The following is a 26815-nucleotide window of genomic DNA, read 5'->3' as shown; positions in this document are numbered from 1 at the left end:
TGGGAGGGTCAGTAGGTCAGCCCGGCGAACGCGACCTCGCTGACCGCGGTGGCGTCGACCGCGCCCCATTCCACCCCGGCGTTGTCGGTGACCGTCGTGCCCGGCCGGGTCTCCAGGATCTGCAGCTGCACCGTCTGGGTGGTGACCTGGACCGGTGTGGTCTGCATCCCGCGGGCACCGTTGGGGGCGACCTCCAGGGTGCTGCCGTCGTCGAACACCCACCGCGCGCGGACGACGGTGCGGCCCTGGGCGAAGCGGTCGGCCCCGTCGACCGGATCGATCTTGTCGTACCCCGGCACCAGGCCGACGGAGGTCAGCAGCACGGGCTGACCGAGGTCGAAGGTGACGGTCTGGCCGCTCGCGTCCCCCGCGCAACGCCATGCGGTGTCCAACGCGCCGTCGAACGCCCGGCCGACCTCGTAGGTCTGTGCGGCGCCGGCGGCGTCCACCCCGGGTGGGGCCTCGCAGGTGGCCTGCCCGGACACCGGCACCGGGGTGATCGGCACCGTCGGTGCGGTCGAGGGCAGCGGGTCGGTCGGTGTGAAGCCCTGGTCGTCGAACTCTCCGGTGGTGGGGTCCAGCGGGACACCCGGGTCGACCGTGCTCGCGCTCGGGGTGCTCCGGGGGGACGTGGCCGCCGCGCCCTGGGCGGCGGTGACGGGCCGCCCCACCTCCTGGTTGCGGTCCGACCACAGGTAACCGCCGACCCAGGCGGCGGAGATCAGCACGGCGGCCAGCACGCCCCAGACCACGGCCCGCCCGGCGGTGTTCCGCTGCGCCGCGACCGGGACGACCGGCAGCAGGGCGACCGGGGTGACACCGGGAACGACCGCGGCGGCGGGCGCCCCGGGCACCGCCCCCTCGACGGGAACGATCGCAGCGGGAGCGGCGACAACAGCGGGAACGGCCTCAGCGGGGGCAGCGGGAACGGCAGCCGGCGGGACGTCCGCGGCCTCGACCGGGACCACTCCCACCGGCGGAGTCAGCCCCACGACCGGCACCGCGCCGAACGGCGGCGTCAGTCCCACCACCGGCACCGCGGCGACCGGCGGCGGCGCCATTCCCACCGGCGGCGGCCCGACCACCGGAGCCGCGCCGGGCGGCGGCGGACCCATCACGGGTACCGCACCCCCGGCCGGACCGGGCGAGATGGATCCGCAGTGCAGGCAGACGGTGCCATCGGTGGTCGGCGATCCGCAGACGGGGCAGGGCACGCTCATCGCCGGCCCCCGGTGGAGCGGGACACGGCTGCGGGTGACACGGCCGCGGACCCGCTCGGGACGGAACCGGCCGATCGCCCGGCATGCGGAGATCCGGACCCGGGGTGCCCGGTCGGCCCTGCGTCGCCCACCCTCATGATCGTTCCCCCCACGTCGGCGGCCCATCCGTCTCGCGGGCAGTGACCCCCGGACGGCGTGCTGTGACCAGCCAAGCACACTCGGCTGTACCACCGGGTGAACCGTCCCCATCCCGTGATCGCGACCCCGGAGGATGGAATGCCCGTCGACGGCCGGGCGTTCGACCCGTTCATGACCACCTCCACGCCCCAGTCCGCCGCCCCGACCGTCTACCTGACGAGCTGGTGCCCCTTCTGCGCGCGACTGGTCCACGGCCTGGACGCCGCAGGCATCGCCTTCACTCCCGTCGACGTGGACGAGGACGAGCAGGCCGGCGAGTTCGTCAAGTCGCTGAACAACGGCAATCGCATCGTCCCGACGGTGGTGTTCGCCGACGGCAGCTCGCTGACCAACCCCCCGGTCGCCCAGGTCGCCGCCCGCCTGGCGTCCTGAAGATCGAACTCCGCGTAGTGATTGTGTGACGTCTAGTGTTGTCACTACCCGAAAGGTGCACACCCACCGTCCGCCGCTGCGGCGTCGGCCGAGCCGGAGAACCGTCATGTACCAGATCACCGTGACCTACGGCGTCCCCGCGGACCCGGAGGCGTTCGACCGCTACTACCGGGACACCCACCTGCCCCTGGCGTCGCAGATCCCCGATCTGCAGTCGCTCACCGGCGGACGCTGCTACTCCGCGGACGGGCAGCCGATCGGCGCCTACCTGGTCACCACGCTGACCTTCGACTCCGAGGAGGTGGCCGTCAGCTCGATGGCCACCCCCCAGGGCGTGGCCGCCGCGCAGGACATCGCCAACTTCGCCACCGGCGGGGCCAGCATCGTCTACACCGACGTCGCCTACCGCCTGCCCTGACCGGCACGGTGCGTGGACGACCGGCGGGCTGGGCTGACACCCTGGCGTCATGACGCTCGCCCCCTCCCATGCCGTGGACGGTGGCCCCGCAGCCGCCCGCCGGATCGCCGATGACCTGTTCGCCTCCGCCGCCGAGGTGGACAGCGCCGGCCGGCTGACCCGGGCCCGGCTGGACCGGCTGGCCGACGCCGGGCTGTACGGCGTGAGCCTGCAGGGTGACTTCGCCGATCTCGGCGACGTGGTCGCGGCCCTCGCCGGTGGGTGCCTGGCCAGCACGTTCATCTGGCTCCAGCACCTGGGGACGGCGCCGGCCGTCGCCGCCAGCACCACCCCGGGCATGGCCGACCGGGTGCCCGCGCTCCGCAGCGGCGCCCTCCGCGCCGGGGTGGCCCTCTCCGGCTTGCGGAACGGGCCGATGCAGGTGTCCGTCGAGCCCGTCGAGGGCGGGTTCCGGGTCGACGGCACGGTGGGCTGGCTCACCGGCTGGGGGCTCATCGACGTCGTCCAGCTCGCCGGGCGCGGCCCCGACGGCACGGCCTACTTCCTGCTCGTCGACGCGGTGCCCGATCCCGCCGTCGAGGTGCGCCCCCTGGACCTCCTCGCCATCCAGGCCAGCTCGACCGTCTCGGTCACCTTCCGGGGCCTGTTCGTCCCCGAAGACCGGCTGATCCGGACCGAACCGGTCGACACCTGGGCCGCCGCCGACGCCCGCGGATCCGCACTGAACGGCTTCCTGGCCCTGGGGGTGGCCCAGCGGTGTGCCCGACTGCTGGACGACGACTGGACGGCCGAGATCGACCAGGCCCGCGACGACCTGCTGGCCGCCGCCGACCAGCCGGACCTGGTGCCCGCAGCCCGGGCCCGGAGCGCGGCCCTGGCCTGGCTGGCCGCCGGGTCACTGATGGCGGCCACCGGCGGCCGGGCCGCCCTGGCCGGCGGCCATCCGCAACGCCTCGCCCGGGAGGCCGCCCTGCTGCTGACCTTCGGCACCCGCCCGGCCATCCGGGCCGAGCTCACCGACCGCCTGCACCCCTGATCCGCCCCCCGATCGGGTCGCGATGCCCGGGATCGGCCGCCGATCGGGCACTGTGATCCCGCCGCCGCCGACGGCGCGAGAGGAACCCCCGTGAGCCCAGCCGAATCCGTCCCGACCCCCGCCGACCCCCCGGTCATCCGGGAGGCACATGCGGCCGGGTGGTCGCACCGTCATCGCGACGTGTCCGGCGGGTGGCTCCGACCCACCGTCTTCGGCGCCGTGGACGGGCTGGTCACCAACGCGGCGTTGATCGCCGGGGTGGGTGGGGTCGGCGTCTCGTCGCACACCATCGTGCTGACCGGGCTGGCCGGACTCGTCGCCGGAGCGTTCTCCATGGGTACCGGCGAGTACGTGTCGGTGACCAACCAGAACGAGCTGGTCCAGGCCGAGGTGGCCGTCGAGAAGCGGATGCACGCCCAGTTCCCGGCGGCCGAGCAGGCCGAGCTCACCGCGACGTTCCGCAGCTACGGCGCGGACACCGAGACCGCCGCCCGGATGGCCGCCGCGGTCTCCGCCGACCCGGCGACCGCATTGGCCTTCCACACCCGGGAGGAACTCGGCGTCGACCCCGACGACCTGCCGTCCCCGTTCGTCGCGGGCGGCGCCTCGCTCGCCGCGTTCTCCCTGGGCGCTCTGCTGCCCCTGCTGCCGTACCTGCTCGGCCTGGCGAACCTGCTCGTCTCGATGCTCATCACCGCCGTGGCCCTGACCGCCGGCGGCGCCGCCGTCGGCCGGCTGACCGGGCGCTCCCTGGTGAGGTCCGGTCTGCGTCAACTCATGCTCGGCGCGTTCGCGGTGGCCGTGACGTTCCTGGTCGGCCGACTGATCGGGTCACCGGTGGGTTGAGCGGCGCTGGGCGACCGATGACTTCCGGGCAGCTCCGGCGTCCACCACCCCACGAGCGGCGGACCACCCGCCCCACTCCTGGAGGACCCCATGCGCGCTGTCACCGCCGGCCTGTTCACGTCCGTGGACGGGGTCGTCGCCGACCCGCACCTGTTCCAGGGCGACAGCTTCGACGACGATCTGGGCCGGGGCATGGACGCGATGATCGCCCGTACCGACACCGTCGTGCTGGGCCGCACCAGCTACCAGGAGTGGTCGCAGTACTGGCCGGGCAACACCGGCGACGGGTTCGGGTCGTTCATCAACCCGGTCCGCAAGTTCGTGGCGTCCCGCACCCTGACCGGTCCGCTGGACTGGCAGAACTCCAGTCTCATCCAGGGTGACCTGCTGGACTTCGTCCGCGAGCTGAAGCAGGGCGAGGGCGGCGAGATCGCCGTCACCGCCAGCATCTCGGTGGTTCGTCAGCTCCTGTTCGCCGGTCTGCTGGACCGGCTCATGCTCATGGTCCACCCGGTCGTCGCCGGCGCCGGGCGGCATCTGTTCGAACCGACCGACCCGCCCACCCGGCTGACGCTGCTGAAGTCCGAGATCACCGCGAAGGGCAACGCGGTGCTCGAGTACGGCCTGCGCACCGACTGACCGCGCCCCGCAGGAACCGGCCGCCGTCGGACCTGGGTCAGTTCCGGCCCTTCACCCCGGCCAGCAGCATCTGGGCCACGTCCAGCACCTCGACCCCGGAGATGTCCCGGCCGCCGTCGGCCGGTGCTTCGTTCTGCCGGGCGGTCAGCCCGTCGGTCATCATCACCTTGCAGAACGGGCAGCCCACCGCGATCTGCTCGGCCCCGGTGGACAGCGCCTCGTCGGTGCGGTCGAGGTTGATGCGCTTGCCGGTCTTCTCCTCCATCCACATCCGCGCGCCGCCGGCGCCGCAGCACATGGACCGGGACGCGTTGCGGGGCATCTCCTTCAGCGTCATCCCGGACGCCTCGATGAGCTCCCGCGGCGGGGTGTAGACCTTGTTGTGCCGGCCCAGGTAGCAGGGGTCGTGGTACGTCACGTCCCGGCCGACCGGGGCCACCGTGACCAGGCGCTTCTCCCGCACCAGCCGGTTGAGCAGCTGGGTGTGGTGGATGACCTCGTAGTGCCCGCCCAGGTCCCCGTACTCGTTGGACAGGGTGTTGAAGCAGTGCGGGCAGGTGACGACGATCTTGCGGGTGGTGCGGTCGCCGAAGGCGCCGTTGATGTTCTCCACGGTGCCCTGCGCCAGGGTCTGGAAGAGGAACTCGTTGCCGGCGCGGCGGGCCGGGTCACCGGTGCAGGTCTCGCCGTTGCCGAGGACGGCGAACCCGACGGCGGCCAGGTGCAGCAGCTCGGCGACGGCCGCGGTGGTCTTCCGGGCCCGGTCGTCGAAGGCGCCGGCGCAGCCCACCCAGAACAGGTACTCGTGGTCGGGATCCAGGGTGTCGGTGACCACGGGGACCTCGAAGTCCAGGTGCTTGGCCCAGACCATCCGGTCGCGGTCGTTCTGGCCCCAGGGGTTGCCCTTGTTCTCCAGGTTGCGGAACAACCCGCCCAGCTCGGACGGGAACTCGGACTCGATCATGACCTGGTAGCGCCGCATGTCGATGATGTGGTCGACGTGCTCGATGTCCACCGGGCACTGCTCGACGCACGCCCCGCAGGACGTGCAGTCCCACAGCACCTCGGGGTCGATGATGCCGCCGATCTCGCGTCCCAGCTCGTCGGTCTCCTGCGGCCCGACGAGCGGCCGGCCGGCCTCGAGCATGGCCAGCGGATCGGCGTGCGCGAAGGCGGCGAGGTCGGCTTCGCTCAGCTTCTCCTCACCGTCCGCGGTCAGCCCACCACCCGCAGCCAGGTACGGCGCCTTGGCGTAGGCGTGATCGCGCAGGGAGAGCACGAGCAGCTTGGGCGAGAGCGGCTTGGCCGTGTTCCACGCCGGGCACTGCGACTGGCAGCGGCCGCACTCGGTGCAGGTGGAGAAGTCCAGCCAGCCCTTCCAGGTGAAGTCCTCGACCTTCCCGACGCCGAAGGTGTCGACCTCCGGGTCGGCCTCCTCCAGGTTCAGCACCTCACCGTTGCTCATCATCGGCCGCAGGGCGCCGAGCGCGGTGCGGCCCGAGTCCTCGCGCTTGAAGTAGATGTTGAAGAACGCGAGGAACCGGTGCCAGGCCACGCCCATCGTCAGGTTCCGGGCGATGACGATGGCCCACACCATCGACAGCACCACCTTGACGAAGGCGACGATGCCGATCGCCGCCGGCCAGGCCGGCAGGACCGAACCCAGCGCCGTGGAGATCGGCGCGGCCCACGTCGGGAAGGGCAGGATGCCGACGGACGACTCGAAGCCGCGGATCAGGAAGATGCAGATCGCGATGCTGCCGATGATGAACTCGACGAAGTACGCGAAATGGAAGTTCGATCCGGCGAACCGTGACTTCCGCTCGGCCCGGCGCGGGTGCGCCCGCTGTCGGATCACGATCAGCACGCCGATGCCGATCAGCGTGGTCAGCGCGATGAACTCGACGAACAGCCCGTACCAGGCCTGGTGGCCCAGCCACGGGATCTCGAACCGGTAGTTCCAGGTCTGCCCGACGGCCTGCACCAGGGTGAGGATCAGGGCGCCGAAACCGACCATGACGAACCAGTGCGCGGCGCCGACGACGCCCCACTTGAGCATCCGGGTGTGCCCCAGCGACTCCTTGGTCATGGTGGTCAGCCGGGCCAGCACGGGCCCGGCCCGGTGCGGATCGGGCTGCCCCAGCTTGAGCGTCCGGTAGATCTGCACGGCGGCCCGGCCCAACAGGCCGAAACCCACCACGATCAGGATCGACGCCAGCGGCCCCGTCACCCACGACGTTGCGGTCACGCCGTTCACCGTCCCTGTCTGCATCCTCGCCGACACGCCTCGCGTGGCCGGGCCCGGCCCGATGATGCGGCGCGGTACCTCGACGCTACGAGGTTACCGGTGAGTAACCTTCCAGCACGGCGTGCGCTGCGACACCCCGGCCGGCCCCTGGCAGACCGCGGCGGGCACCTCAGCCGGTGGGCCTGACCCCGGCCCCGGTCTGGGCGGGCAGCACGTGGTCGCCCACCTTGTCCGTCGACAGGTCCAGCGAGCAGACGTAGGCGTCGTGGGTCAGGCACTTGGCCATGTCCGGCCGCTCGTAGTCGATGCCGCAGACGTGGCAGGTCAGGTGCTCGCCGGACGGGTTGCCGTCCGCGTCGAACATCGGCAGGTCGATACCGTCGTCGGTGCGCCGCAGGTAGTACTTCCCCTTGGTGACGATCGCGATGAGCGGCGTGAGCACCAGGGCCAGCACGATGGCGACGATCGGCGAGAACGGCTGGATGCCGGACCCGAACACCCCGAAGAAGACCAGGATGGACAGTCCGGCGGAGACCACGACCGAGCCGAAGCCGACCGGGTTGATCGCGTGGAGCATGCCGCGGCGGAACTCCGGGACGGTCGGCGAGATCTTCAGCAGGCCCTTGTTGATGACGATGTCCGCGGCCACGGTGACGACCCAGGCCATGGCGCAGTTGGCGTAGAAGCCCAGGATCGTGTTCAGGACGCTGAACATGTTCAGCTCCATGAGCAGCAGTGCGACGGCCAGGTTGAACAGGACGAAGACCAGCCGGCCCGGATAGGTCTTGGTCACCCGGGTGAAACTGTTCGTCCAGGCCAGCGAGCCGGAGTAGGCGTTGGTGACGTTGATCTTGATCTGGCTGATGACCACCAGGATGACGGCCAGGGTCATCGCGGCCCAGCCGGGCAGGAACTGCTCGTAGACGGTGAGGAACTGGTGCACCGGCTCGTTGGCGGTGGCCGCGGCGTCCGGGGTGAGCCGGGCGATGATGTAGACCGCGACGAACAGCCCGACCACCTGCTTGATCGCCCCGAAGACGACCCAGCCCGGTCCGGCCAGGATGACCGCACGCCACCAGGACCGCCGGTTGGCGTCGGTCTTCGGCGGCATGAAGCGCAGGTAGTCGATCTGCTCGGCGATCTGCGCCATCAGCGACAGGCACACCCCGGCGGCCAGCATCATCGAGGCGAAGCTGGGCGCCCCGTCCCCGTCGGCCCCCTGGTAGGCGAAGAAGGTCTCCACCGAGTCGGGGTGGCTGATCAGCAGGTAGACCATCGGGATGACGAACAGCACGAGCCACAGCGGGGTCGTCCAGACCTGCAGCTTGGCCAGCGCCTTCATCCCGTAGATGACCAGCGGGATGACCATGATCGTCGAGACGGCGTAGCCGAGCCACAGCGGGATGCCGAGCCCGAGCTCGAGGCCCTGGGCCATGATCGAGCCCTCGAGGGCGAAGAAGATGAAGGTGAACGTCGCGAAGATGACGTTGGTCAGCACCGAGCCGTAGTAGCCGAAGCCCGAGCCGCGGGTGATGAGGTCGAGGTCGATGTTGTACCGGGCCGCGTAGTAGGCCAGCGGCACGCCGGTCACGAAGATGATCACCGCGGCGATGGCGATGCCCCACAGCGCGTTGGTGGTGCCGTGGGCGATGCCGATGTTGGCGCCGATGGCGAAATCGGCCAGGTAGGCGATGCCGCCGAGCGCCGAGGTGGCGACGACGCCGGTGCTCCAGCGGCGGTAGGACCGCGGGGCGAACCGGAGGGTGTAGTCCTCCAGCGTCTCCTTGGCCGCGTCCATGCCGTGGACCTGCTCGCCGGACGATGCGCTCGCGGCGGCCGGTGTGGCGGTGGCGTCCGGTACCGACTGTGTGGTCATGGGGTCCCCCGTCGACGGACCGACGGGGGCGTCACGGTGCTGGGCGCCCACCCAGGAGCCGGTCAGCGCGAAAAGTAGGCCCGCCTTGTTACCGCCCCCACCCGTCCGCGTTACGAACGCGCTACGCGGTGCAACGATTCGGGCGGATCAGCGCTGGGTGTCGGCCCGGCTGAAGTTCAGGTACGCCCGGGACGGGGTCGGGCCGCGTTGTCCCTGGTAGCGGGACCCGTAGGTGGCCGAGCCGTAGGGGTGCAGGGCGGGCGAGGCCAGCTGGAACAGGCACAGCTGGCCGATCCGCATGCCGGGCCACAGGGTGATCGGCAGGTTCGCCACGTTCGACAGCTCGAGGGTGATGTGCCCGCTGAACCCCGGATCGATGAAGCCCGCGGTGGAGTGGGTGAGCAGCCCCAGGCGGCCGAGGGAGGACTTGCCCTCGAGGCGGCCGGCCAGCTGGTCGGACAGCGACACGACCTCGAAGGTGGACCCCAGGACGAACTCCCCCGGGTGCAGGACGAAGGCGTCGTCCCCCTCCACCTCGACCAGGGTGGTCAGCTCGTCCTGCTGGATCTGCGGGTCGATGTGGGTGTACTTCGAGTTGTTGAAGACCCGGAAGAAGCGGTCGAGCCGGACGTCGATGCTCGACGGCTGGACCAGCGCGGGGTCGTAGGGATCCAGGCCCAGGTTCCCGGCCTCGATCTCCGCGTGCAGGTCGCGGTCGGACAGCAGCATCCGCGCAGCCTAGCCAGATGCGTGGCCCGACCGGGCACCGGGCAGACTGAGCAGGACGGCACACCGACGCGCCGACAGGTAGGAGACCCCCATGACGTCCGCTGGCTCGAACACCGATCCGTCCACTCCCCACGAGGTCGACCCCGACGACGCCGCCCTGCCCGACGAGGGCGTGGCCGGCGGCGGCCGCGACACCATCCCCGGCCTGCAGACCGGCGTCGGCATCGGCTCCGGCGAGGCCGACACCTTCGAGCCCGAGGAGAACCCGGACTCCGTACCCGACGCGGGCTGATCCGCCCGGGCGACGGCGTGGGCCCGCGGAGCGCGGGGGTCGGGTAACATGGCCCCTGCCTCTGCGGGCGTAGTTCAGTGGCAGAACTTCAGCTTCCCAAGCTGATAGCGCGAGTTCGATTCTCGTCGCCCGCTCTCGTGATCGTCAGGCCCGGCCACTGCGGCCGGGCCTGACGTGTCTCTCCCCTCTCGACAGGTGCCGTCCTCCGCGCGACGCTGGCACCCGGCGGCGAGGAGGCGGGCGTGGAGGTCGAGTTCACCGGCGAGATCGTCGAGTGGCGCGGGCCCGCGCCGTTCCACTTCCTCGTCCTGCCGCCCGACGCGGTCCAGGACATCGCCGAGGTGGCCCGGGCGGTGACCTACGGCTGGGGCATGATCCCGGTCCGCGCCGTCCTCGGCAGCGTCACCTTCACCACCTCCCTGTGGCCGCGGGCGGGCGGCTACGTCCTGCCCGTGAAGGACGCGGTGCGGCGGCCGCAGGGCCTGGAGCTGGGCGACGTGGTCACCGTCCGGATGACGGTCCGGGAGGGTCGGGTCCGACCGTGATCAGGACGCGATGTCGTGGGCGTGGTGCACCAGGTCGTGCAGGTAGTACAGGCCCACTGTCCGCACGGTGAAGACGGAGCCGTTGCTGCGCCGCCCGGTGCGGATCCACTCGCCGTCCCCCACCGCCGCGAAGCGGTCGGCGGTGTCCCAAGCCGCGGCGGCCAGCGCGGCGGAGACCGTGATCGGGTCCTGCGTCCAGTAGCGCTCGGCCACGGCGGTGGCGTCCTGGTCCCAGTTGTCGAACAGCGGGTCGTCCTGCGTGAGCATGGCCGCCAGCCGGCGACCGAAGATCAGGTGCACGTCCCGGACGTGGCAGCTGTACTCGAGCACCGACCAGACCTGCGGCGACGGCCGGGCCGCGGCGTCCGGCGCGGCAAGCGCAGCTGTCCAGGTCGGGACGTGCGCGCGGATCCGCTCGCCGATCTCGGCCGCGGGGACGGCCGCGGCGTCGTACCCGCAGTCCGGGCACGGCACGTCCAGCACCCAGGTCCAGTCCTTGTCGTCGGGCTGGGGGGCGGGCGGTGCGGTCGGGCTGTCCATGGGCTCTCCTCGCGGCGTGCTGCGTCGGAGGTGATTCTGACGCCCGTGGTGGGGTGCCGGTCCCCGCGGCACCGGTCAGGGACGCGCCGCCGGCTGCGCGGGCGGACGGGGCGGCAGGGTCTCGGGGGCGCGGAACCACAGCGGGACGGTGGCCAGGACGACCGCGGCCCCGACCCCGAGGGCGACCCCGAAGCCGTTGGCGTCGACGAGCAGGCCGGCCACGATCGGCCCGACGACCGCCCCGACGTCGCCGGTCATCTGGTAGACCGCGAGGACCGACCCGCCCGGGCGGCCCCCCATCACGTCGGCGACGACGGCCTGCTGGGCCGGGGTGATCAGACCGGAGCCCAGGCCCCCCAGCAGACACAGGGCCAGCAGCTGCCACACCTGGGTGCTGATGCCCAGCAGGCCCAGGGACGCGGCGGACACGACCAACCCGATGATCATGGGTCTCCGGCGACCCACCCGGTCCACCCACCGCCCGACGACGGTGAGCACGGCGGCGTTCCCGATCGCGAAGACGGTCAGCGCCCACCCGGCCATCGCCTCCCCCGCGTCGAGCACCTGGACGACGAACAGCGGGACGAGCGCCATCCGGATCCCGAACACCGACCAGCCCACGGCGAAGTTCGACGACAGCACGGCCTGGAAAGCGTTCAGCCGCAGCGTCTCCCGCAGATCGACGGGGACGACGGTGCTGTCCCGCACCGGGTTCGGGATGCGGCGGAGCGAGAACTGCACCACCGCGGCGGCCACCACCAGCAGCGCCCCGTAGCCGAGGAACGGGGCCCGGATCGACCAGGTGGCCAGCAGTCCGCCGACGAGCGGACCCGAGATGCCGCCGAGGAGGAAACCCGTCGCGTACATCGCCGACGCCCGGCCGCGGAGTGCGGCCGGGGTGACCCGGACCAGGAGGGCCAGCCCGGAGATGGTGAACAGGGCCGACCCGATCCCGCCGGCGCTGCGGGCGATGAGCAGACCGGAATAGCCCGGCGAGTAGGCGATCGCGACGCTGGACGCGGCGACGATCAGCAGCCCGGCGAGATAGAGGGGTCGCTCGGCCAGGCGACGCAACAGGCGACCGGCGAACGGCGAGAACAGCAGGCGGGCAAGGGCGAACGCCGACACGATCACGCTGACCGCGGTGGTGGACACGCCGAAGCCGGACGCGTAGGCGGGCAGGACCGGCGCGATCAGGCCGTACCCGACGGCGACCAGGAACGCCGCCCCGACGAGTACGACGACCTCGCGCGGCATCCGGGGCTCCTGGGCCGGGGCGGACGAGGGGAGCGAGGGCAGGACCGGCGGGCCGCCCCGCCGCTCCAGGGGGTCGGACGGGTCGAGCGGGGGCGGTGGCACCGACCGGACACTACCCAGCGGCGGCGGTGCGGCCCCGTCGCCGGACAGGTGGACTCGCCAGGGGCCCGGGCATCACGGCGGGAGCACCGCCGACCCGCGTAGCGTCCTCGCGCGAAGCCATCACCAGCCCGCCGGAATCACCGGACCCGAGGACGAGAGGGTCGACGTGCAGCCCGATCGCATCACCATCTACGAAGTGGCCGAGCGGGCGGGCGTCAGCATCTCCACCGTCTCCAACGCGGTGAACCGACCCGAGCGGGTCAGCGCCGCCACCCGGCAGCGGGTGCTCGCCGCGGCCGACGAACTGGGTTTCGTCCCCAAGGTGCAGGCCATGGATCTGGCCCGCAAGGGCACCGGGCGGATCGGCGTGATGGCCCCGTTCACCTCCTACCCCTCGTTCCTGCGGCGGCTGGCCGGGGTGCTCGGCGCGGCCCATGCCGCGGGGACCGAGATCGTCGCGTTCGATCACGAGTCGGCCGCCTCCACGTCCTCCCCGACGCTGGCCAGCATGCCGATCCACGGTCGGCTCGACGGGCTGATCGTGATGGGCCTGGGCATCGAGCAGGACATCGCCGAGCGCTTCCACCGCCGGGGCCTCCCGACGGTCGCCGTGGACGCAGCGAGTGACCTGTTCAGCCGGGTCGTGGTCGACGACGTCGAGGGGGGCCGGTGCGCGGCACGGCATCTCGTGGCCCGCGGACACACCCGGTGCGGCTATCTCCTGGAGCACCAGGTCGCCGACTACCGGTCGCAGGCGATCGAACGGCTGACCGGGTTCACCGAGGTGATGGCCCCCTTCGGCCCCGCCGCGGTCGTCACCGCGACGAGCGACAACTCGGTGGACGGCGCCCGGGCGGCCGCCGCGCAGTTGCTGGACCGGCCCGACCGACCGACGGCCGTCATGGCCCATCACGACCTGCTCGCGGTCGGGGTCCTGCTGGCCGCCCGGGACCGCGGCCTGCGGGTGCCGCAGGACCTCGCCGTGATGGGGTTCGACGACGGCGAGTCCGCGGCCGCGGCCGATCTGACGACCGTGCGGCAGCCGTTCGAGGAGTCGGGCCGGGCCGCGCTGCGGCTGCTGCTCGAGAGCGGCGGCACCGCCGTCCGGACCACGACCGTGCTCGACCTGGAGCTCGTCCCGCGCTCCACCACCTGACGGCGCCCGACCGGGGCCGAAAGCGTCCGGGTCGGTCATAAAAGTGCTTCTAACAAACCACTTGACGAGTGCCGTCGCGATGGGGTTTCCTCTCGGGGACGACGACGTGCACCCTCCCGGCCGGCCCCGCGCCCCCGGCGGGATCCGCTCCGGCGTCGACCGACGACGCAGTCCGGACGGGAGGGCCAGCCGTGGATCTCGACGCACCCGTCCGGGCCTTCCTGGACTTCAAGCCGGACGCCGGCACACCGGACGTTCCCGTGGCGCAGCGGCGGCGGGCCATCCTGGCCGCCTCCGACGAGATCTTCCGGCGCTTCGGCGAGCCCGCCCCGGCCGGCGCCGACCTGACCCGCCACGTGGTGGACACCCCGACCGGGCCGGTCCGCGTGCACGTCTACCGGCCCCGGACCGCGACGGGCCCCCTGCCCCTGCACCTGTTCGTGCACGGCGGCGGCTTCTGGCTCGGATCGGTCGACGAGCTCGTGGTCGACGCCACCTGCCGCGAGCGCGCCGCCGCGGCGGACTGTGTCGTGGTCGCCGTCGACTACCGCCTGGCCCCCGAACACCCGTTCCCCACCCCGTTCGACGACTGCCTCGCCGCCCTGCTCTGGGTTCATGCGCACGCCGCCGACCTCGGCGGCGATCCGGACGTGCTGACCATCGGCGGGGTGTCCGCCGGTGCGACGCTGGCCGCCGCCGTGGCGCTGGCCGCCCGGGACCGCGGCGGTCCCGCCATCGCCCTGCAGGTGCTGGAGGTCCCCGCCCTGGACCTGACCCTGGATTCCATGCGGGCGTCCGGAGTGGGCGACGAGTACGGCATCACCGTCGCGGACATGCGGGCCGGCATGGAGCTCTACCTCCCGGACCCGGACGGGGCGACGGACCCGCGGGCCTCACCGCTGCACGCCGCGGACGTCGCCGGCCTCCCCCCGACCCGGGTGATGACCGCGGAATGCGACCCCCTGCGCCACGAGGGCGAGCTGTTCGCCGCCCGCCTGCGTGCGGCGGGCGTGACCGTCGAACACCACCGCTACCCCGGGGCCGTGCACGGCTCCCTGGCCCTCACCGGCACCTGGGAGCCCGCCCGCACCTGGCGCGCCGACGTCCTGACGGCGCTGCACCGGGCCCACCACCCCGCGCCGGTCGCCGGCGCCTGACCCGTTCCGCACCACCCGGCGGACGGTCCTCGACCGCCGGTGATTCCCCAGACGAAGGAGTTCGGAGAATGACCCACGCACTGCGCCGGCGCCGCGCCGGTACCCCCGGCCTGATCGCCACCGCCCTCACCCTGGGCAGCCTGCTGGCCGTCGTCGGCTGCTCGGCCCCGGGCGGCTCGACCGCGGCGTCCACCAGCGCGGCCGCCGGAGCCGCGACGTCCGCCGGCTCCACCGCCACCGCCGCGAGCGGGCCCGTCGACTGCGGCACCGACCCGGTGACCATGAAGGCCTACTTCGAGACCGGCTTCCCGCTCCCGAAGGACCTCACCGACGAGTTCACGAAGCAGTACCCGAACGTCACCTGGGACATCCGCGAGGACCAGTTCGCGGTCATCACCCAGAACGCCGCCCGCACCCTGGCCGACAGCCCGCCGGACCTCATCCGCCTGCCGCAGCTGTCCTCGCTCGCCGCAGACGGCCTGCTCAAGGACCTCGACGGGTACGCCGCGTCGTTCGGCTGGGACGCATGGCCCGAGTCGCAGCTCTCCCAGCTGCGCGTGGCCGAGGACGGGACCCGGGGCAGTGGACCGCTTCTCGCGATGGGCCTCAACTTCTCCATGACCGGCGTGTTCTACAACAAGGAACTCGCGGCCAAGGCCGGCATCACGGCGGCCCCGACCACCCTGGCCGAGCTGGACGCCGACCTGCAGAAGGCGAAGGACGCCGGCATCGTCCCCATCGCCCAGTTCAACGGCGGCGCCACCGGCGGCCTGGCCTTCCCGCTGCAGGACCTGATGGCGGTCTACGGCTCCCCGACGGACATCAACGACTGGATCTTCGGCAAGTCCGGCGCCACCATCGACACCCCGGCCAACCAGCAGGCCGCCCAGCACCTGAAGAAGTGGATCGACGCCGGCTTCTTCGCCGACGACATCAACGCGATGGACTACGCGACCATGATGAGCCGCTTCACCGGCGGCGAGAGCCTGTTCATGTTCAACGGCGACTGGGAGTCCGGGAACCTGGACAAGCAGATGCCCGGCAACGTCGGCTTCTTCCTCACCCCGCCGGTCGAGTCCGGGGGCGCGCAGGCCGCGATGTCCGCGCCGCTCACCTACGGCATCGCCGCGGGCGCCGAGCACGCCGACTGCGCCGCGTTCTTCCTGAACTGGGTGGCCACGAACCAGACCGCCCGCGACATCGGCGTCACCGTCGGTGGTTCGCACCCGATGGGCCCGGCCGATGCCTACATGCCGACGGTCGAGGCCGGTTCGGTGACCGCGCAGACCCTGGAGGCCGGCGCGAAGGTCGGCCAGGACAACGGCGCGATGGACTTCATCGCCAACGCCAACGGCTCCATCTACGCCAAGAGCTGGACCCCGCAGCTGCAGTCGCTGGTCGCCGGCCAGCAGACCCCGGAGGGGCTGCTCACCTCGGTGCAGGCCGACTACGTGGCCGACCAGGGGAACTGACCGACCATGGCGAGCCCGCTGACGTCGGTGCGGTCGGACACCGCGCCCCCGCCACCCGTGCCCACCTCCCGGCGCCGCGCCCGACGCGCGCGGCGCCCGGGGGCGTGGCTGGGCTGGCTGTTCGCCGCACCGGCGGTGGTGGTCTACGCCGTGTTCGTGCTGCGCCCGCTGCTGCTCACGGTGCAGTACTCCTTCTACCAGTGGAACGGCATCGGCGCCTCGACGTGGGTCGGCCTGGACAACTACCGGCGGGTGGTCACCGATCCGGAGCTGTACGGCTCGATCCTGAACGCGTTCGAGCTGATCGTGTTCTTCAGCTTCATCCCGGTCATCCTGGGACTGCTGGTGGCGGCCACCATCCGGCGCATCGCGGAGAGCCGGCTGGCCGTCGTCGCCCGGACGGTGCTGTTCCTGCCGCAGGTCATCCCGCTGGTCTCCGCGGGCATCATCTGGACGTGGCTGCTGTCCAGCCGCGGGCTGGTCAACCAGCTGCTCGACCTGATCGGACTGGGCGGGACGACCCGGGCCTGGCTCGGTGACTTCGACACCGCCCTGCCCGCCGTGGGTGTCATCGGGGCGTGGGTGCTGCTCGGGCTGTGCACGCTGCTGCTGCTCGCCGGCATGAGCAAGATCGACCCGGGTCAGTACGAGGCGGCCCGCATCGACGGCGCCGGCGCGATCCGCGAGTTCTTCTCCATCACGCTGCCGAGCCTGCGGGCCGAGATCAGCGTCTGCATCACGCTGACCGTCATCGCCGCGCTGGCCAGCTTCGACATCATCTACATCTCCACCCAGGGCGGGCCGGGCGGTTCGACCATGGTTCCCGGCCTGCAGATCTTCTACCTGGCGTTCTCCGACCGTCGGATCGGCGCGGCTTCCGCCCTGGCGGTCGCCCTCGTCGTGCTGGTGCTCGTGGTCGTCATCCCCATCCAGCGCCTGGCCAAGGACAACACCGCATGATCGTCACCTCCCGCGAGGCGTGGACCGGACGCGTGCTGCTCGTCCTGCTCATGGCCTTCACCATCGTCCCGTTCATCAGTCTGTTCGTCACCGCGCTGCACCCGTCGGGCACCTACCCGTCGGGGATCCAGTGGCCGCAGGATCCGCAGTGGGGCAACTTCGGCCGGGCGTTCACCTCGGCGAACATGGGTGAGCTGCTGTGGTCCAGCGGACTCATCGTGCTCGGGGTGGTGCCCGCCGCACTGGTGCTGGGCACGATGGCCGGGTTCGCGTTCGGCCACCTGCGGGTGCCCGGGCACCGCATCGGTTTCTTCGCGTTCGTCCTCGGCCTCACCCTGCCGTTCGAGGGCATCATCACCCCGCTCTACTACCAGGTCCGCGACATGGGGCTGCTGAACACCCGGTGGGCGATCATCCTGCCGCTGCTCGGCCTGTTCATGCCGTTCTCGGTGATCTGGATGCGCGCGCACTTCGCCGGTATGCCGAACGACCTGTCCGAGGCGGCCCGGATCGACGGGGCCAGCACCTGGCAGTTGTTCTGGCGCGTGCACGTCCCGCTGGCCCGGCCGGCCATCTCGGCCCTGGGCATCCTGCTGTTCCTGTGGACGTGGAACCAGTTCCTGCTGGCCATCGTGCTGGTGGACGACCCGGCGAAGCGGACCATGGCCGGCGCGCTGGGCGCGTTCCAGGGGCAGTACGGCACCGACATCCCGCTGCTGTGCGCGGGTTCGCTGCTGATCCTGGCGCCCACCGTGATCGTCTTCGTCATCTTCCAGCGGCAGTTCACCGCCGCGCTCCTGCAGGGAGCCCTCAAGGGATGAGCCGGCGCCCCACCCCCGCCTCCCCGGTGCGGGGACCGCGATGACCGCCCCGCGCACCCTGCCCGAGGACGAACGGATGCAGCTGATCCGCTACACCCGACCCGAGAGATGGCCGCTGCTCGACCGTTTCGCCGTCTCCGGGCACCTGGCCGGACGCATCCTGGCCGAGGTGGTCGGGGAGGGCACCCGGGAGGTCGACCGGCGGATCGACGCCCTGGACGGCCGTGCCGACACCGCGGCGGCGCGCCTGATCGCGGACGCCGGCTACCGGGAAAGGCTGGCGGCCCTGCCGTTCCGCGCCGACGACCGGGTGATCGGGCTGGGCGACTCGCTCACCGCCGACCGCCTCGGCTGGTTCGGTCTGCTCACCCGCACCCTGCGGCTCGCCGACCGACCGGTGCCGACGGTCCACAACCTGGGGCTCAGCGGCAACACCACGGCGGACGCCATCGAACGCTTCGACCTGGTGGAGGCACTGGCCCCCACGCACGTCCTGATCATGCTGGGGACGAACGACGCCCGGCGGCACGGGCACGGTGTCGGCCACCGCATGGTGTCCGCCGGGGAGACCGGGCGGAACCTGTCCGTGCTGCGGGACCTGATCACCGGCCTCGGCGCCCGGGCCGTGTTCATCACCCCGCCGCCGGGCGATCAGACCCGGATCGACGCGTTCTTCGCCGACGCCGCGCTGCGCTGGAGCGCCGCCGACCTGGACGGGGTCGCGGACGCCGTCCGCGCGGTGACCCCGGAGCACATCGACCTGCACCGCGTCCTGCACCGCCTCCCGGGGGCCGCCTACCTGGACGCCGACGGCGTGCACCTGAGCGAGCACGGACAGCAGCTCGCCGTCGTCGCCGTCGTCAACGGGCTCGTCGGCGCCGCGCAGGTGGCCCGGCAGGGCTGACCGGCAGGGACGGACCGGCAGGGACGGACCGGCAGGGACAGAACGATGCCGGCGCCGACGGGATCCGTCGACACCGGCATCGGGCACTGCTCGGCAGCGGTGGGACGAAGGTCCCGGCTGCGGACTACAGGTCGTTCGCGAACTCGTCCGGCTCCTCGACCTTGGGCTTGGAGTTGGTCGCCTCCTCGCGGGCGACGTCGTGGGTCTTGGCGTGCTTGGCGTCCGGGCCGCCCTCCTCCGAGTACGGCGCGCGCTTGTCCCCCGCGGTGTGGTCGTCGGACTTGCCGTCCTTGTTGATGTCGCTCCGGCCGATGCCGCTCATGTCGACTCCCTCGTCGGTGGGTGATGAACCCCCCGAACATATCCGGGCGCGAGCGGTACCCGGCCCCGTCCGTCGGACCCCCCGGGACCGGCGGACGGGGCCGCGGGGTCAGCGCCGGGAGCCGAAGAACGCGTTGGCCCTCGGGGTGTAGAGGACGACCAGGACCAGCACGGCGAAGACGAGGGTGCCCCAGGCGGAGGACACCCGGGTGGTGTCGGTGTTGGTGCCGACGATGGTGACGATCGCCAGGACGCTCTGCACGACCGACACCGCGGCCGCCACGATCCGGGCCGTGGGATTGCCGTCGAGCAGGCCCTTGGCCACCGCGAAGTAGGCCAGTGCGATCACCGCCTGCAGGATTCCGGGCCAGACGGCGCTGTTCTGCATGGTCAGCAGGAGGACGGCCGTGAGCGCAGCACCGATACCGCCGAGGACGACGAAGACCACCAGGACGGTGATCAGGACCGGACGACGTGCGGTGGGAATGGTGGTCATGACGCGGGACCTTTCGGGAGAGAGGTCTCCGCTCCGGGTGACCTGACCGTCGATCGCGAGATTCGAACATCCGGACGGTAGGACCGGGGCCCACGATCGGGCGATAGACCTGGGTCTATTCCGCGGCGGCCGATGGGTCGACACTGTGACCCGGGCACGGGTCCCCGCGCGTCCGTGCCGAGCCCGGGAGCTGCATGAAGGTCGTCATCGGAGAGGACGAGGCCCTGCTGCGACGCGGCCTCATGCTCGTCCTGGAGAACGCCGGGATCGTGGTGGCGGCCGCCGCGCAGGACGCCGTCGATCTGGTCGCGCTGGTCGACGAGCACCGCCCGGACCTGGTCATCACCGACGTGCGGATGCCGCCCACGCACACCGACGAGGGCATGGTCGCCGCCCTGCAGATCACCCGGCGGTTCCCCGACATGGCCGTGGTCGTGCTGTCCCAGTACGTCCAGCGGCGCTACGCCGTCGAGTTGTTGTCCGAGAAGCGTCGGGGCGTCGGCTATCTGCTCAAGCAGCGCATCGCCGATGTCGACACCTTCTGCGCCGACCTGCACCGGATCCACGCCGGCGGGGCGGTGATCGACCCCGAGGTGGTGGCCATCATGGTCGCCCGGGCCCGGCAGGACGACGGCCCCATCGCCCGCCTCACCCCCCGGCAACGTCAGGTCCTCACCCTGGTCGCCGAGGGCCGGAGCAACAGCTCCATCGCGGCCGAGCTGGTCGTCACCGAGAAGGCGGTCGTGCAGCACACCTCCCGCATCTACGACGCCCTGGGCCTGGCCGCCGACGACGACGGCCACCGCCGGGTGCTGGCGGTGCTGAAGTACCTGGCCCGCGAATGAGCAGCGGACCCGGCGGCATCCCCGGGACCCGGGCGGTGCGCGCCGTCCCCGCTCCGGAGGCCGGCCGTTCCCGGCCACCGCGCTCGGACCTGGTCGGGTCCCTGCACCGGGCCCTGCTGTTCCTGGCCACCGGGTTGCTGACCGGCAGTGGATTGCTGCTCGCCGTGATGATCGACGAGGCCGTCCAGCCCGCCTGGTGGTTGACGGTCTACTTCGCGACCTGCGTGCTGTGGACGGTCACCGGGATCTTCGCCTGGTGGCGCCGACCGAGCAACGGCATGGGCGCGCTGCTCGTGTGGGGCGGCCTCGGGCTCGTCCTGGCCGGGGCCGGCACCAGCACCGTGCCGGGTATCGCCACCATCGGAGCCGTCTTCGCGACCGCACCCCTGGCCGTCCTGGTCCACCTCGTGCACGCGTTCCCGTCCGGTCGGGTGCGCGGGCGCTTCTCCATCCTCACCGTCGCCGGTGGATACGTGGTCACCTACCTGCTCCAGGTGCCGCTCTACGCCTTCGACCCGCAGTTCGCCGCACTCCCGCTCTTCGTCGCCGACCGGCCCGACCTGCTCCGCACGCTGAGCGGCGTGCAGTCCCTGGCCGGGACCCTGGTGATGATCGGCACGACGATCGTGCTCGCCGGCCGGCTCCGCCGGGCCCGACCGTTCCAGCGCCGGGTCCTGATCCCGCTGTTCGGCTACGGCATCCTGGCCGTGCTGTGGGTGCCGCTGTCGGCCAACGTCCTCGGGCCCTGGCTGGACCTGCCCTTCGCGGTGGTGGTGAGCAGCCAGCTGATCGTGCTGGCCGGGGTGCCGATCGCGTTCGCCCTGGCCGTGTTCCGCGGCGGGTTCGCCCGCACCGGCGAGCTCCAGGAACTCTCCGGGTGGATCGGCGCCCGGGAGGAGAGCCGGTCCGGCCTGGACCGGGCGCTGGCCTCGGTGCTGGGCGACCCCACCCTGGAGCTCGCCTTCTGGGTCCCCGAGGAACGGCTGTACGTCGACGCCGACGGCCGCCCCGTCACGCTCCCGGTGGCGACGGCGTCCCGCAGGTGGGTCGAGATCGAGCTGTCCGGCGAAGCGGTCGGGGCCATCGTCTACGACGGCGACCTCCTCGACGACCCGGACCGGGTCCGCGCCGCCGGCCGGGTGGTCGCGCTGGGTGTCGACCGGGAACGATTGACCGCGGCGCTGCGCGTCACCGAGCAGTCGCTGCGCCGTTCCCGCGAGCGCATCGTGGAGACCGCCGACCGGGAACGCCGCCGCATCGCCCAGGACCTGCACGACGGTCTGCAGGTCAAGCTGGTGCTGCTGGCCCTGGAGGCCCAGCAGCTCGCGAACACGATGGATCCGGGGGCGCCCGTCCGGGACGAGGTGACCGACCTGCGGCTGGGCATCGACGCGGCCGCGGCCGAACTGCGCGCCCTGGTGCACGCCGTCATGCCGTCCGCCCTGGTCGAACGGGGTCTGGCCATGGCGACCGAGGACCTGCTCGACCGGCTGCCCATGCGCTCGACCCTGCACGTCGACGGCGTCCGCCGGCTGCCGCTGCCCGTGCAGAGCACCGCGTACTTCGTCGTCGCCGAGGCGGTCGCCAACGTGGTGAAACACGCCGGAGCCCGGACGGTGTCCGTACGGGTGCAGGAGGAGAACGGCACCCTGACCATCGACGTGCAGGACGACGGCGTGGGGGGTGCGTCGATGGACCGCGGGACCGGCATCCGCGGCCTGCTGGACCGGGTGGACGTCCTCGGCGGGAGGTTGGAACTGACCAGCCCGCTCCGCGCCGGGACCCGACTGTCCGTCACCCTCCCCGTGTCTCAGGCAGGTCCCGACCCGGAACCCCGACCCGAGGCGCCAGGTCGACCTGATCGGGTGACCGTGGGTCCGACCGCTGGCGACCCAGGTCCATAGCGCCGCTCCGGCCCCGTCGAGAGGATCGGGGGGTCGTCCGATGTGCGTCGAGCTGTCCGTCGCGTTCCGGCCGACCGGTCGCCCGGGTCCGGGCCACCCGCCCAGTCGCCGGAAGGAACTCGCGTGACGCGACGCCACCATCTCGCTGCCGCACTCGCGGCGGGTCTCACCCTGCTGGCCGCCTGCACGGGCGGGAGCACCGCCGCCGTGAGCTCGGCCGGCGGCCGCTCGGCCACGTCGGTGTCGGGGGCGTCGGGGGCCCCGGCCTCGTCCGGGCCCGCCTCCTCCCCGTCGAGCTCGTCGTCCCCGTCCGCATCCCCGACCACATCCCCGACCACATCGCCGCCGGCCGCGCCACCCGCCGGTGGGGGGAACCCCGGGGCGGTCCCGGGTGTCCCCACCGATGAGCAGCGGGTCGCCGACGCCATCGCCGGGGTGGACGCGCTCGCCCAGGACGTCTTCGACCGGTCGGGTCTGCCCGGCATGGCGGTCGCCGTGGTCCACGGCGGGGAGACGGTCTTCGCCCAGGGCTACGGGGTGCGCCGTGTCGGCTCCCCCGAGACCGTCGACGCGGACACGGTCTTCCAGATGGCCTCGCTGTCCAAGCCGGTCGGCGCGACCGTCGTGGCCAAGGAGGTGGGGGACGGCACCGTCACCTGGGACACCCCCGTCGCCGACCACCTGCCCGGGTTCACGCTCTCCGACCCGACGGTGACGGCCCAGGTCACGATCGCCGACATGTACTCCCACCGGTCCGGTCTGCCCAACCACGCCGGGGACGACCTGGAGGACCTGGGCTACGACCAGCAGCAGATCCTCGACCGGCTGCGGTACCTGCCGCTCAACCCGTTCCGGGCCGTCTACAACTACACCAACTACGGACTGACCGCGGCGGGCGTCGCCGTGGCCGATGCCGCGGGAACCGACTGGTCGACCCTGTCGCAGCGCGACGTGTACGGCCCGCTCGGGATGGACGACACCAGCTCGGACTACGCCACCTTCGCCGCCGCGCCCAACCACGCCGCCGGGCACGTGAAGGTCGACGGGCAGTACGCCGCGGCCTGGCTGCGCGACCCGGACGGGCAGTCCCCGGCCGGTGGACTCAGCTCGACCGTGAACGACTTCGCCACCTGGATGACCATGGTGCTGGCCGGGGGGAAGACGGCCGACGGGACCCAGCTCATCGACGGGGCCGCCCTGCGCGCCGCGCTCACCCCGACGATGCGGGCGGCCGACGGCAGCCCCGTGCCGCAGACGATCGACGCCCGCACCGGCTTCTACGGGCACGGCTTCGGGGTCTCCAGCGATGCCTCCGGCCGGGTCCGGCTGAGCCACTCGGGGGCGTTCGGCGCCGGGGCCGGGACCTCGTTCCTGCTCATCCCCAACCTCGACCTGGGCATCGTCGTGCTGACCAACGCGGCCGCCGAGGGGTCGGCCGAGGCCATCGTCAACGAGTTCGCCGACGCCGCCGAACTCGGTGCACCGCAACAGGACTGGTACACCCTGTTCCACGACGCGCTGGCCGGGGTGACGGCGCCGCAGGGCGAACTGGTCGGGCAGACCCCGCCGGCCGACCCGGCGCCCGCCGCGGCGAACAGCACGTACGTCGGCACCTACCAGAGCGACTACTTCGGGCCCGCCACCGTCAGCGAGGTCGACGGCGGCCTGGTGCTGACGGCCGGACCCCGCGGGGACACCTTCCCGCTCACCCACTGGGACGGGTCCACCTTCACGCTCGAGCCGGTGGGCGACCGGAAGGCCGACACCCCGGCCGGCGAGAACGTGGCCGACGGCAGCATCTCGCAGGTCACCTTCACCCCGGCCGGGGACACCGCCGGTTCGGTGACCGTCGAGGCCTGGGACAAGGAGGGACTCGGCACCTTCACCCGGTGACCGTCCCGCACCGCACCGCACCGGCCGGGGCCGGCCGTCCAGGGGGTCGGCCGGCCCCGTCCCCGTCCCCGTCCCGGTTCGGGTCACCGCCGGATCTGACACGGCGTCACACCGTTCTCACGGAGAGTGTTTACGTTCACGTCCTACGACGGGTCCTCTCCCGAGACCGAAGTGAGGCACGTGATGGACAGCGACGGCAACGACGCCCCGCGCGGACGACTCATCCTCTGCGACATCGACGGCGGCCCGGCGGACGGGACCCAGGTCCGGCTGACCCCCGATCCGGACGCACCCACCCTGCCGGCTCCGACGGTGACCATCCTCATCGACGACCGGAACGACTGCCCGACCCCCGTCCTGCAGTACCGGCGGTGCGAGCTCAGCCCGGACACCCATCGCTGGGTGTACCGGCTGGCGGGCTGAGCTCGACCGGTCCCCACCAAACCCCGCCCGCCCCGGCTCCGGATACCCCCATGTCGGCGCCCACCGGGTGCCCAGGTGTGGGCTGCCACCCGGACGGAGGCGTCGCGATGGTCATCTGGCCGGCCGAACGCACGCGGTCCCCGATCCGGGTCGGCACGGTCCCGCCCGCAGCGGAGCGCACGGCCACCTCGTGGGTGCTGCCCGCCGTCCTGCTCTGCGGCCTGCTCGGTCTGGCCGCCGCCCTCGTGCTGGGTGGCGCCGCCGCACCGACCCTGGTCGCCGGGCTGCCCGACGCCGGCGGCGCCACCACCTGGGCTTTACCGGCAGCCGTCCACCTCGCGCAGGCGGCCGCCGTGCTGAGTCTCGGCGCACTGCTCGTGCCCGCACTGCTCCGGGGGCTCCCCGCCGACCGGGTCGTCACCCCCGTGGCGCGCGCCCAGCACACCGCGGTCGCCGCCGGTGCCGTCGCCGTGCTGACCACCGTGCTCGTCTACGGCCTCACCCTGTCCGATCTCGTCGGCCGGCCGCTGCTGGCCGCGGTCACCTCTGCCGGCCTCGCCGAACTCGCCGACTTCCGGCCCGGCCGCGTCCTCATCGTCACCGCGCTGCTGGGGTTGGCCGCCACCGCGGCCGCGGCGGGCCGATCGGTCACCGCACGCCGGACGGCGCTCCCCCTGGCCGCGGCGGCGCTGGGCAGCTGGGCGCTGGGCGGGCACACCGCGCAGGGTTCCGAGGACATCACCGCGCCGGCGATGCTCGTGCACGTCCTCGCGGCCGGCGCGTGGGTGGGCGGTCTCGCCGCCGTCGTGCTGTTCCTGCGCGCCGGGGTGCTGGCCCACGCCCTGCCCCGGTTCTCCGCGCTCGCCCTCGGGTGCTGGATCGCGGTCGGCACGTCCGGGGTGATCGTGGCGGCCGTCCGCCTCGGCTCGTTCTCCTCGCTGCTCGGCTCGGGCTACGGCCGCGTGGTCCTGGCCAAGCTGGCGGCGTTGCTGGTGCTCGGCGGCTTCGGCCTGTGGCACCGCACCCGGCTCGCCGCCGCCGTCCGCGAGGGCGCCACGGGGACCCGCCGGGCCGTGCTCCGGCTGGCCGGTGTGGAGCTGCTGGTCATGGGGGCCACCATGGGACTGGCCGCCGGACTGTCCCGCACGCCGCCCCCGGCCGCCCACCTGACCGGCCACGACTCCGCCCACGGCACCCCCCGCATCGAGGGGATGCTCGGACACAAGATCCCCGTGGTCTCGGTGGAGAACGTCGCGATCCTGTGGCGCCCGGACGTGCTCGTCCTCACCCTCACCGCCCTGGCGCTGGTCGGGTACCTCCGCTCCGCCCGCCGCGCCGGCACCCTCCGCACCGCACCGACGGCCGCCGCCCTCGCCGCCGCCGTCGTACTGACCCTGGTCACCAGCAGCGGGGTGGCCACCTACAGCAGCGCCGTCTGGAGCATCACCGTCGGCGTGCTCACCGTGTCGGGCGTGCTCGTCCCGGTGCTGATCGCCCTGGCCCGCCCCGCCGGGTCGAGCTGTCCGCGCCTGCTCGCGCGGCCGGCCCCGGCCGTGCTGGCGGTCGCGGCCCTCGCCTGGTCCGCCGCCTGGCTGCTCACCCCGCTGGCCCGGCTGGCCACCTCGACCCCGCTGCTGTTCACCGTCGCCGTCCTGGGCGCGGTGCTGTGGGGATCGGCCTTCCTGATCCGGCTGGCCGGAGCGCCGGCCGGGCCGTCGACCCGGACGGCGGCCGGCCTCTGGTGGGGCGGGCAGGCGCTCATCGGGGTCGCCCTGCTGGTCGGCGGGGCGGCCGCGGCCCGGCCGTGGTTCGCCGAGCTCAACCTGGCCTGGATCTACCCGGGTGACGACGAACGCACCGCGGCCCTGCTGTGCCTGGGCATCCTGGCCGCCGCGCTGGTCCTGCGCCTGCTGACCACCCCCGCCGCCCCCCGGACCGGTGCACCGCCGGCCGAACCACGGAGGACGGCGACCGGGGTCGAGCCCACCCGGAATTCCTCGGGATCCTCACCCATCGTTCACCCGGTCGGGGCCGAATGACCTCACGTCACACCGTCGTGCCGTCGCCTCCCCCGGCGCAGCGCACGCGGAGTGACCGCCCGGAACGGAACGGCCCGGCATCCCGCCGGGAAGACACGGCCGATCG

General features: G+C 72.6%; 26 protein-coding genes and 1 tRNA gene. 19 read left to right on the top strand and 8 right to left on the bottom strand.

What is annotated here, in order from left to right:
- Positions 1-8: 8 nt before the first annotated feature.
- Positions 9-1220 (bottom strand): discoidin domain-containing protein, encoded by a 1212-nt coding sequence (locus tag J2S58_RS13040; protein WP_306828502.1) that lies wholly within the window; start codon positions 1218-1220, stop codon positions 9-11.
- A gap of 309 nt (positions 1221-1529) precedes the next feature.
- Here J2S58_RS13040 and J2S58_RS13035 point away from each other — a divergent pair, with 309 nt between their 5' ends.
- The 5 genes from J2S58_RS13035 to J2S58_RS13015 all read left to right on the top strand — a co-directional run bounded on the left by J2S58_RS13035 (position 1530) and on the right by J2S58_RS13015 (position 4729).
- Entirely contained in the window at positions 1530-1790 is a 261-nt protein-coding gene (locus J2S58_RS13035) for a mycoredoxin (protein ID WP_205256953.1), read from the top strand.
- A gap of 106 nt (positions 1791-1896) precedes the next feature.
- Complete coding sequence (locus J2S58_RS13030; RefSeq protein ID WP_205256694.1) at positions 1897-2208, top strand: EthD family reductase; 312 nt, start codon at positions 1897-1899, stop codon at positions 2206-2208.
- Between the two features lie 49 nt (positions 2209-2257).
- On the top strand, positions 2258-3244 hold the full coding sequence (locus J2S58_RS13025; RefSeq protein ID WP_205256695.1) for an acyl-CoA/acyl-ACP dehydrogenase: 987 nt from the start codon (positions 2258-2260) through the stop codon (positions 3242-3244).
- Positions 3245-3334: 90 nt separating this feature from the next.
- Positions 3335-4090: a VIT1/CCC1 transporter family protein gene (locus tag J2S58_RS13020; RefSeq protein WP_205256696.1), complete on the top strand. Its 756-nt coding sequence runs from the start codon at positions 3335-3337 to the stop codon at positions 4088-4090.
- A 90-nt stretch (positions 4091-4180) separates the two neighbouring features.
- Positions 4181-4729 carry a dihydrofolate reductase family protein gene (locus tag J2S58_RS13015; RefSeq protein WP_205256697.1) on the top strand — a complete coding sequence of 183 codons (549 nt, stop codon included), beginning with the start codon at positions 4181-4183 and terminating at the stop codon, positions 4727-4729.
- Between the two features lie 37 nt (positions 4730-4766).
- Here the strand turns inward: J2S58_RS13015 and J2S58_RS13010 are convergent, their stop codons facing one another.
- The 3 genes from J2S58_RS13010 to dcd all read right to left on the bottom strand — a co-directional run bounded on the left by J2S58_RS13010 (position 4767) and on the right by dcd (position 9582).
- Positions 4767-6977 (bottom strand): (Fe-S)-binding protein, encoded by a 2211-nt coding sequence (locus J2S58_RS13010; RefSeq protein WP_306828495.1) that lies wholly within the window; start codon positions 6975-6977, stop codon positions 4767-4769.
- Positions 6978-7146: 169 nt separating this feature from the next.
- Positions 7147-8775 (bottom strand): purine-cytosine permease family protein, encoded by a 1629-nt coding sequence (locus tag J2S58_RS13005; RefSeq protein ID WP_344470407.1) that lies wholly within the window; start codon positions 8773-8775, stop codon positions 7147-7149.
- A 225-nt stretch (positions 8776-9000) separates the two neighbouring features.
- Positions 9001-9582, bottom strand: coding sequence for a dCTP deaminase (gene dcd, locus J2S58_RS13000; protein ID WP_205256700.1), 582 nt, complete (start codon positions 9580-9582; stop codon positions 9001-9003).
- 91 nt (positions 9583-9673) lie between these two features.
- Between dcd and J2S58_RS12995 the strand changes: the two genes are divergently transcribed.
- From J2S58_RS12995 to J2S58_RS12985, 3 genes are all read left to right on the top strand, one after another.
- Complete coding sequence (locus J2S58_RS12995) at positions 9674-9874, top strand: hypothetical protein (protein WP_205256701.1); 201 nt, start codon at positions 9674-9676, stop codon at positions 9872-9874.
- Between the two features lie 63 nt (positions 9875-9937).
- Positions 9938-10008 (top strand) — tRNA-Gly (locus J2S58_RS12990).
- 108 nt (positions 10009-10116) lie between these two features.
- Entirely contained in the window at positions 10117-10419 is a 303-nt protein-coding gene (locus J2S58_RS12985) for a DUF1905 domain-containing protein (protein ID WP_205256702.1), read from the top strand.
- Here the strand turns inward: J2S58_RS12985 and J2S58_RS12980 are convergent, their stop codons facing one another.
- Positions 10420-10959, bottom strand: coding sequence for a DinB family protein (locus tag J2S58_RS12980; RefSeq protein ID WP_205256703.1), 540 nt, complete (start codon positions 10957-10959; stop codon positions 10420-10422).
- Between the two features lie 75 nt (positions 10960-11034).
- Positions 11035-12318 carry an MFS transporter gene (locus tag J2S58_RS12975; protein ID WP_306828490.1) on the bottom strand — a complete coding sequence of 428 codons (1284 nt, stop codon included), beginning with the start codon at positions 12316-12318 and terminating at the stop codon, positions 11035-11037.
- Between the two features lie 166 nt (positions 12319-12484).
- Here J2S58_RS12975 and J2S58_RS12970 point away from each other — a divergent pair, with 166 nt between their 5' ends.
- The 6 genes from J2S58_RS12970 (at position 12485) to J2S58_RS12945 (ending at position 18788) form a co-directional block, all read left to right on the top strand.
- A complete protein-coding gene (locus J2S58_RS12970) occupies positions 12485-13474 on the top strand; it encodes a LacI family DNA-binding transcriptional regulator (protein ID WP_205256705.1) in 990 nt (329 codons plus the stop codon).
- 191 nt (positions 13475-13665) lie between these two features.
- Positions 13666-14631, top strand: coding sequence for an alpha/beta hydrolase (locus J2S58_RS12965; RefSeq protein WP_205256706.1), 966 nt, complete (start codon positions 13666-13668; stop codon positions 14629-14631).
- Positions 14632-14699: 68 nt separating this feature from the next.
- A complete protein-coding gene (locus J2S58_RS12960) occupies positions 14700-16103 on the top strand; it encodes an ABC transporter substrate-binding protein (protein ID WP_205256707.1) in 1404 nt (467 codons plus the stop codon).
- Between the two features lie 6 nt (positions 16104-16109).
- Positions 16110-17063, top strand: coding sequence for a carbohydrate ABC transporter permease (locus J2S58_RS12955; RefSeq protein ID WP_205256708.1), 954 nt, complete (start codon positions 16110-16112; stop codon positions 17061-17063).
- Positions 17060-17884, top strand: a complete 825-nt coding sequence (locus J2S58_RS12950; protein WP_205256709.1) for a carbohydrate ABC transporter permease — start codon at positions 17060-17062, stop codon at positions 17882-17884. The genes J2S58_RS12955 and J2S58_RS12950 overlap by 4 nt, the downstream gene beginning before the upstream one ends.
- Positions 17885-17924: 40 nt before the next feature.
- Positions 17925-18788, top strand: a complete 864-nt coding sequence (locus tag J2S58_RS12945; protein ID WP_205256710.1) for an SGNH/GDSL hydrolase family protein — start codon at positions 17925-17927, stop codon at positions 18786-18788.
- Positions 18789-18912: 124 nt separating this feature from the next.
- Here the strand turns inward: J2S58_RS12945 and J2S58_RS12940 are convergent, their stop codons facing one another.
- Together J2S58_RS12940 and J2S58_RS12935 are read right to left on the bottom strand one after the other, a co-directional pair.
- A complete protein-coding gene (locus J2S58_RS12940) occupies positions 18913-19110 on the bottom strand; it encodes a hypothetical protein (protein ID WP_205256711.1) in 198 nt (65 codons plus the stop codon).
- Between the two features lie 108 nt (positions 19111-19218).
- On the bottom strand, positions 19219-19605 hold the full coding sequence (locus J2S58_RS12935; protein WP_205256712.1) for a hypothetical protein: 387 nt from the start codon (positions 19603-19605) through the stop codon (positions 19219-19221).
- Between the two features lie 194 nt (positions 19606-19799).
- Between J2S58_RS12935 and J2S58_RS12930 the strand changes: the two genes are divergently transcribed.
- The 5 genes from J2S58_RS12930 (at position 19800) to J2S58_RS12910 (ending at position 26709) form a co-directional block, all read left to right on the top strand.
- On the top strand, positions 19800-20450 hold the full coding sequence (locus J2S58_RS12930; protein WP_205256713.1) for a response regulator transcription factor: 651 nt from the start codon (positions 19800-19802) through the stop codon (positions 20448-20450).
- On the top strand, positions 20447-22354 hold the full coding sequence (locus J2S58_RS12925) for a sensor histidine kinase (RefSeq protein WP_205256714.1): 1908 nt from the start codon (positions 20447-20449) through the stop codon (positions 22352-22354). Before J2S58_RS12930 ends, J2S58_RS12925 begins: the two co-directional genes overlap by 4 nt.
- A gap of 240 nt (positions 22355-22594) precedes the next feature.
- Complete coding sequence (locus J2S58_RS12920; RefSeq protein ID WP_370881870.1) at positions 22595-24247, top strand: serine hydrolase; 1653 nt, start codon at positions 22595-22597, stop codon at positions 24245-24247.
- Between the two features lie 183 nt (positions 24248-24430).
- Positions 24431-24670 (top strand): hypothetical protein, encoded by a 240-nt coding sequence (locus J2S58_RS12915; RefSeq protein WP_205256715.1) that lies wholly within the window; start codon positions 24431-24433, stop codon positions 24668-24670.
- Between the two features lie 107 nt (positions 24671-24777).
- Positions 24778-26709: a copper resistance D family protein gene (locus tag J2S58_RS12910; RefSeq protein WP_205256716.1), complete on the top strand. Its 1932-nt coding sequence runs from the start codon at positions 24778-24780 to the stop codon at positions 26707-26709.
- Positions 26710-26815: the final 106 nt, after the last annotated feature.

The organism is Nakamurella flavida (assembly GCF_030811475.1).
GTDB lineage: Bacteria > Actinomycetota > Actinomycetes > Mycobacteriales > Nakamurellaceae > Nakamurella > Nakamurella flavida.
The sequence above is the reverse complement of the archived record's forward strand: the minus strand, read 5'-3'. Positions and strand labels throughout refer to the sequence as shown.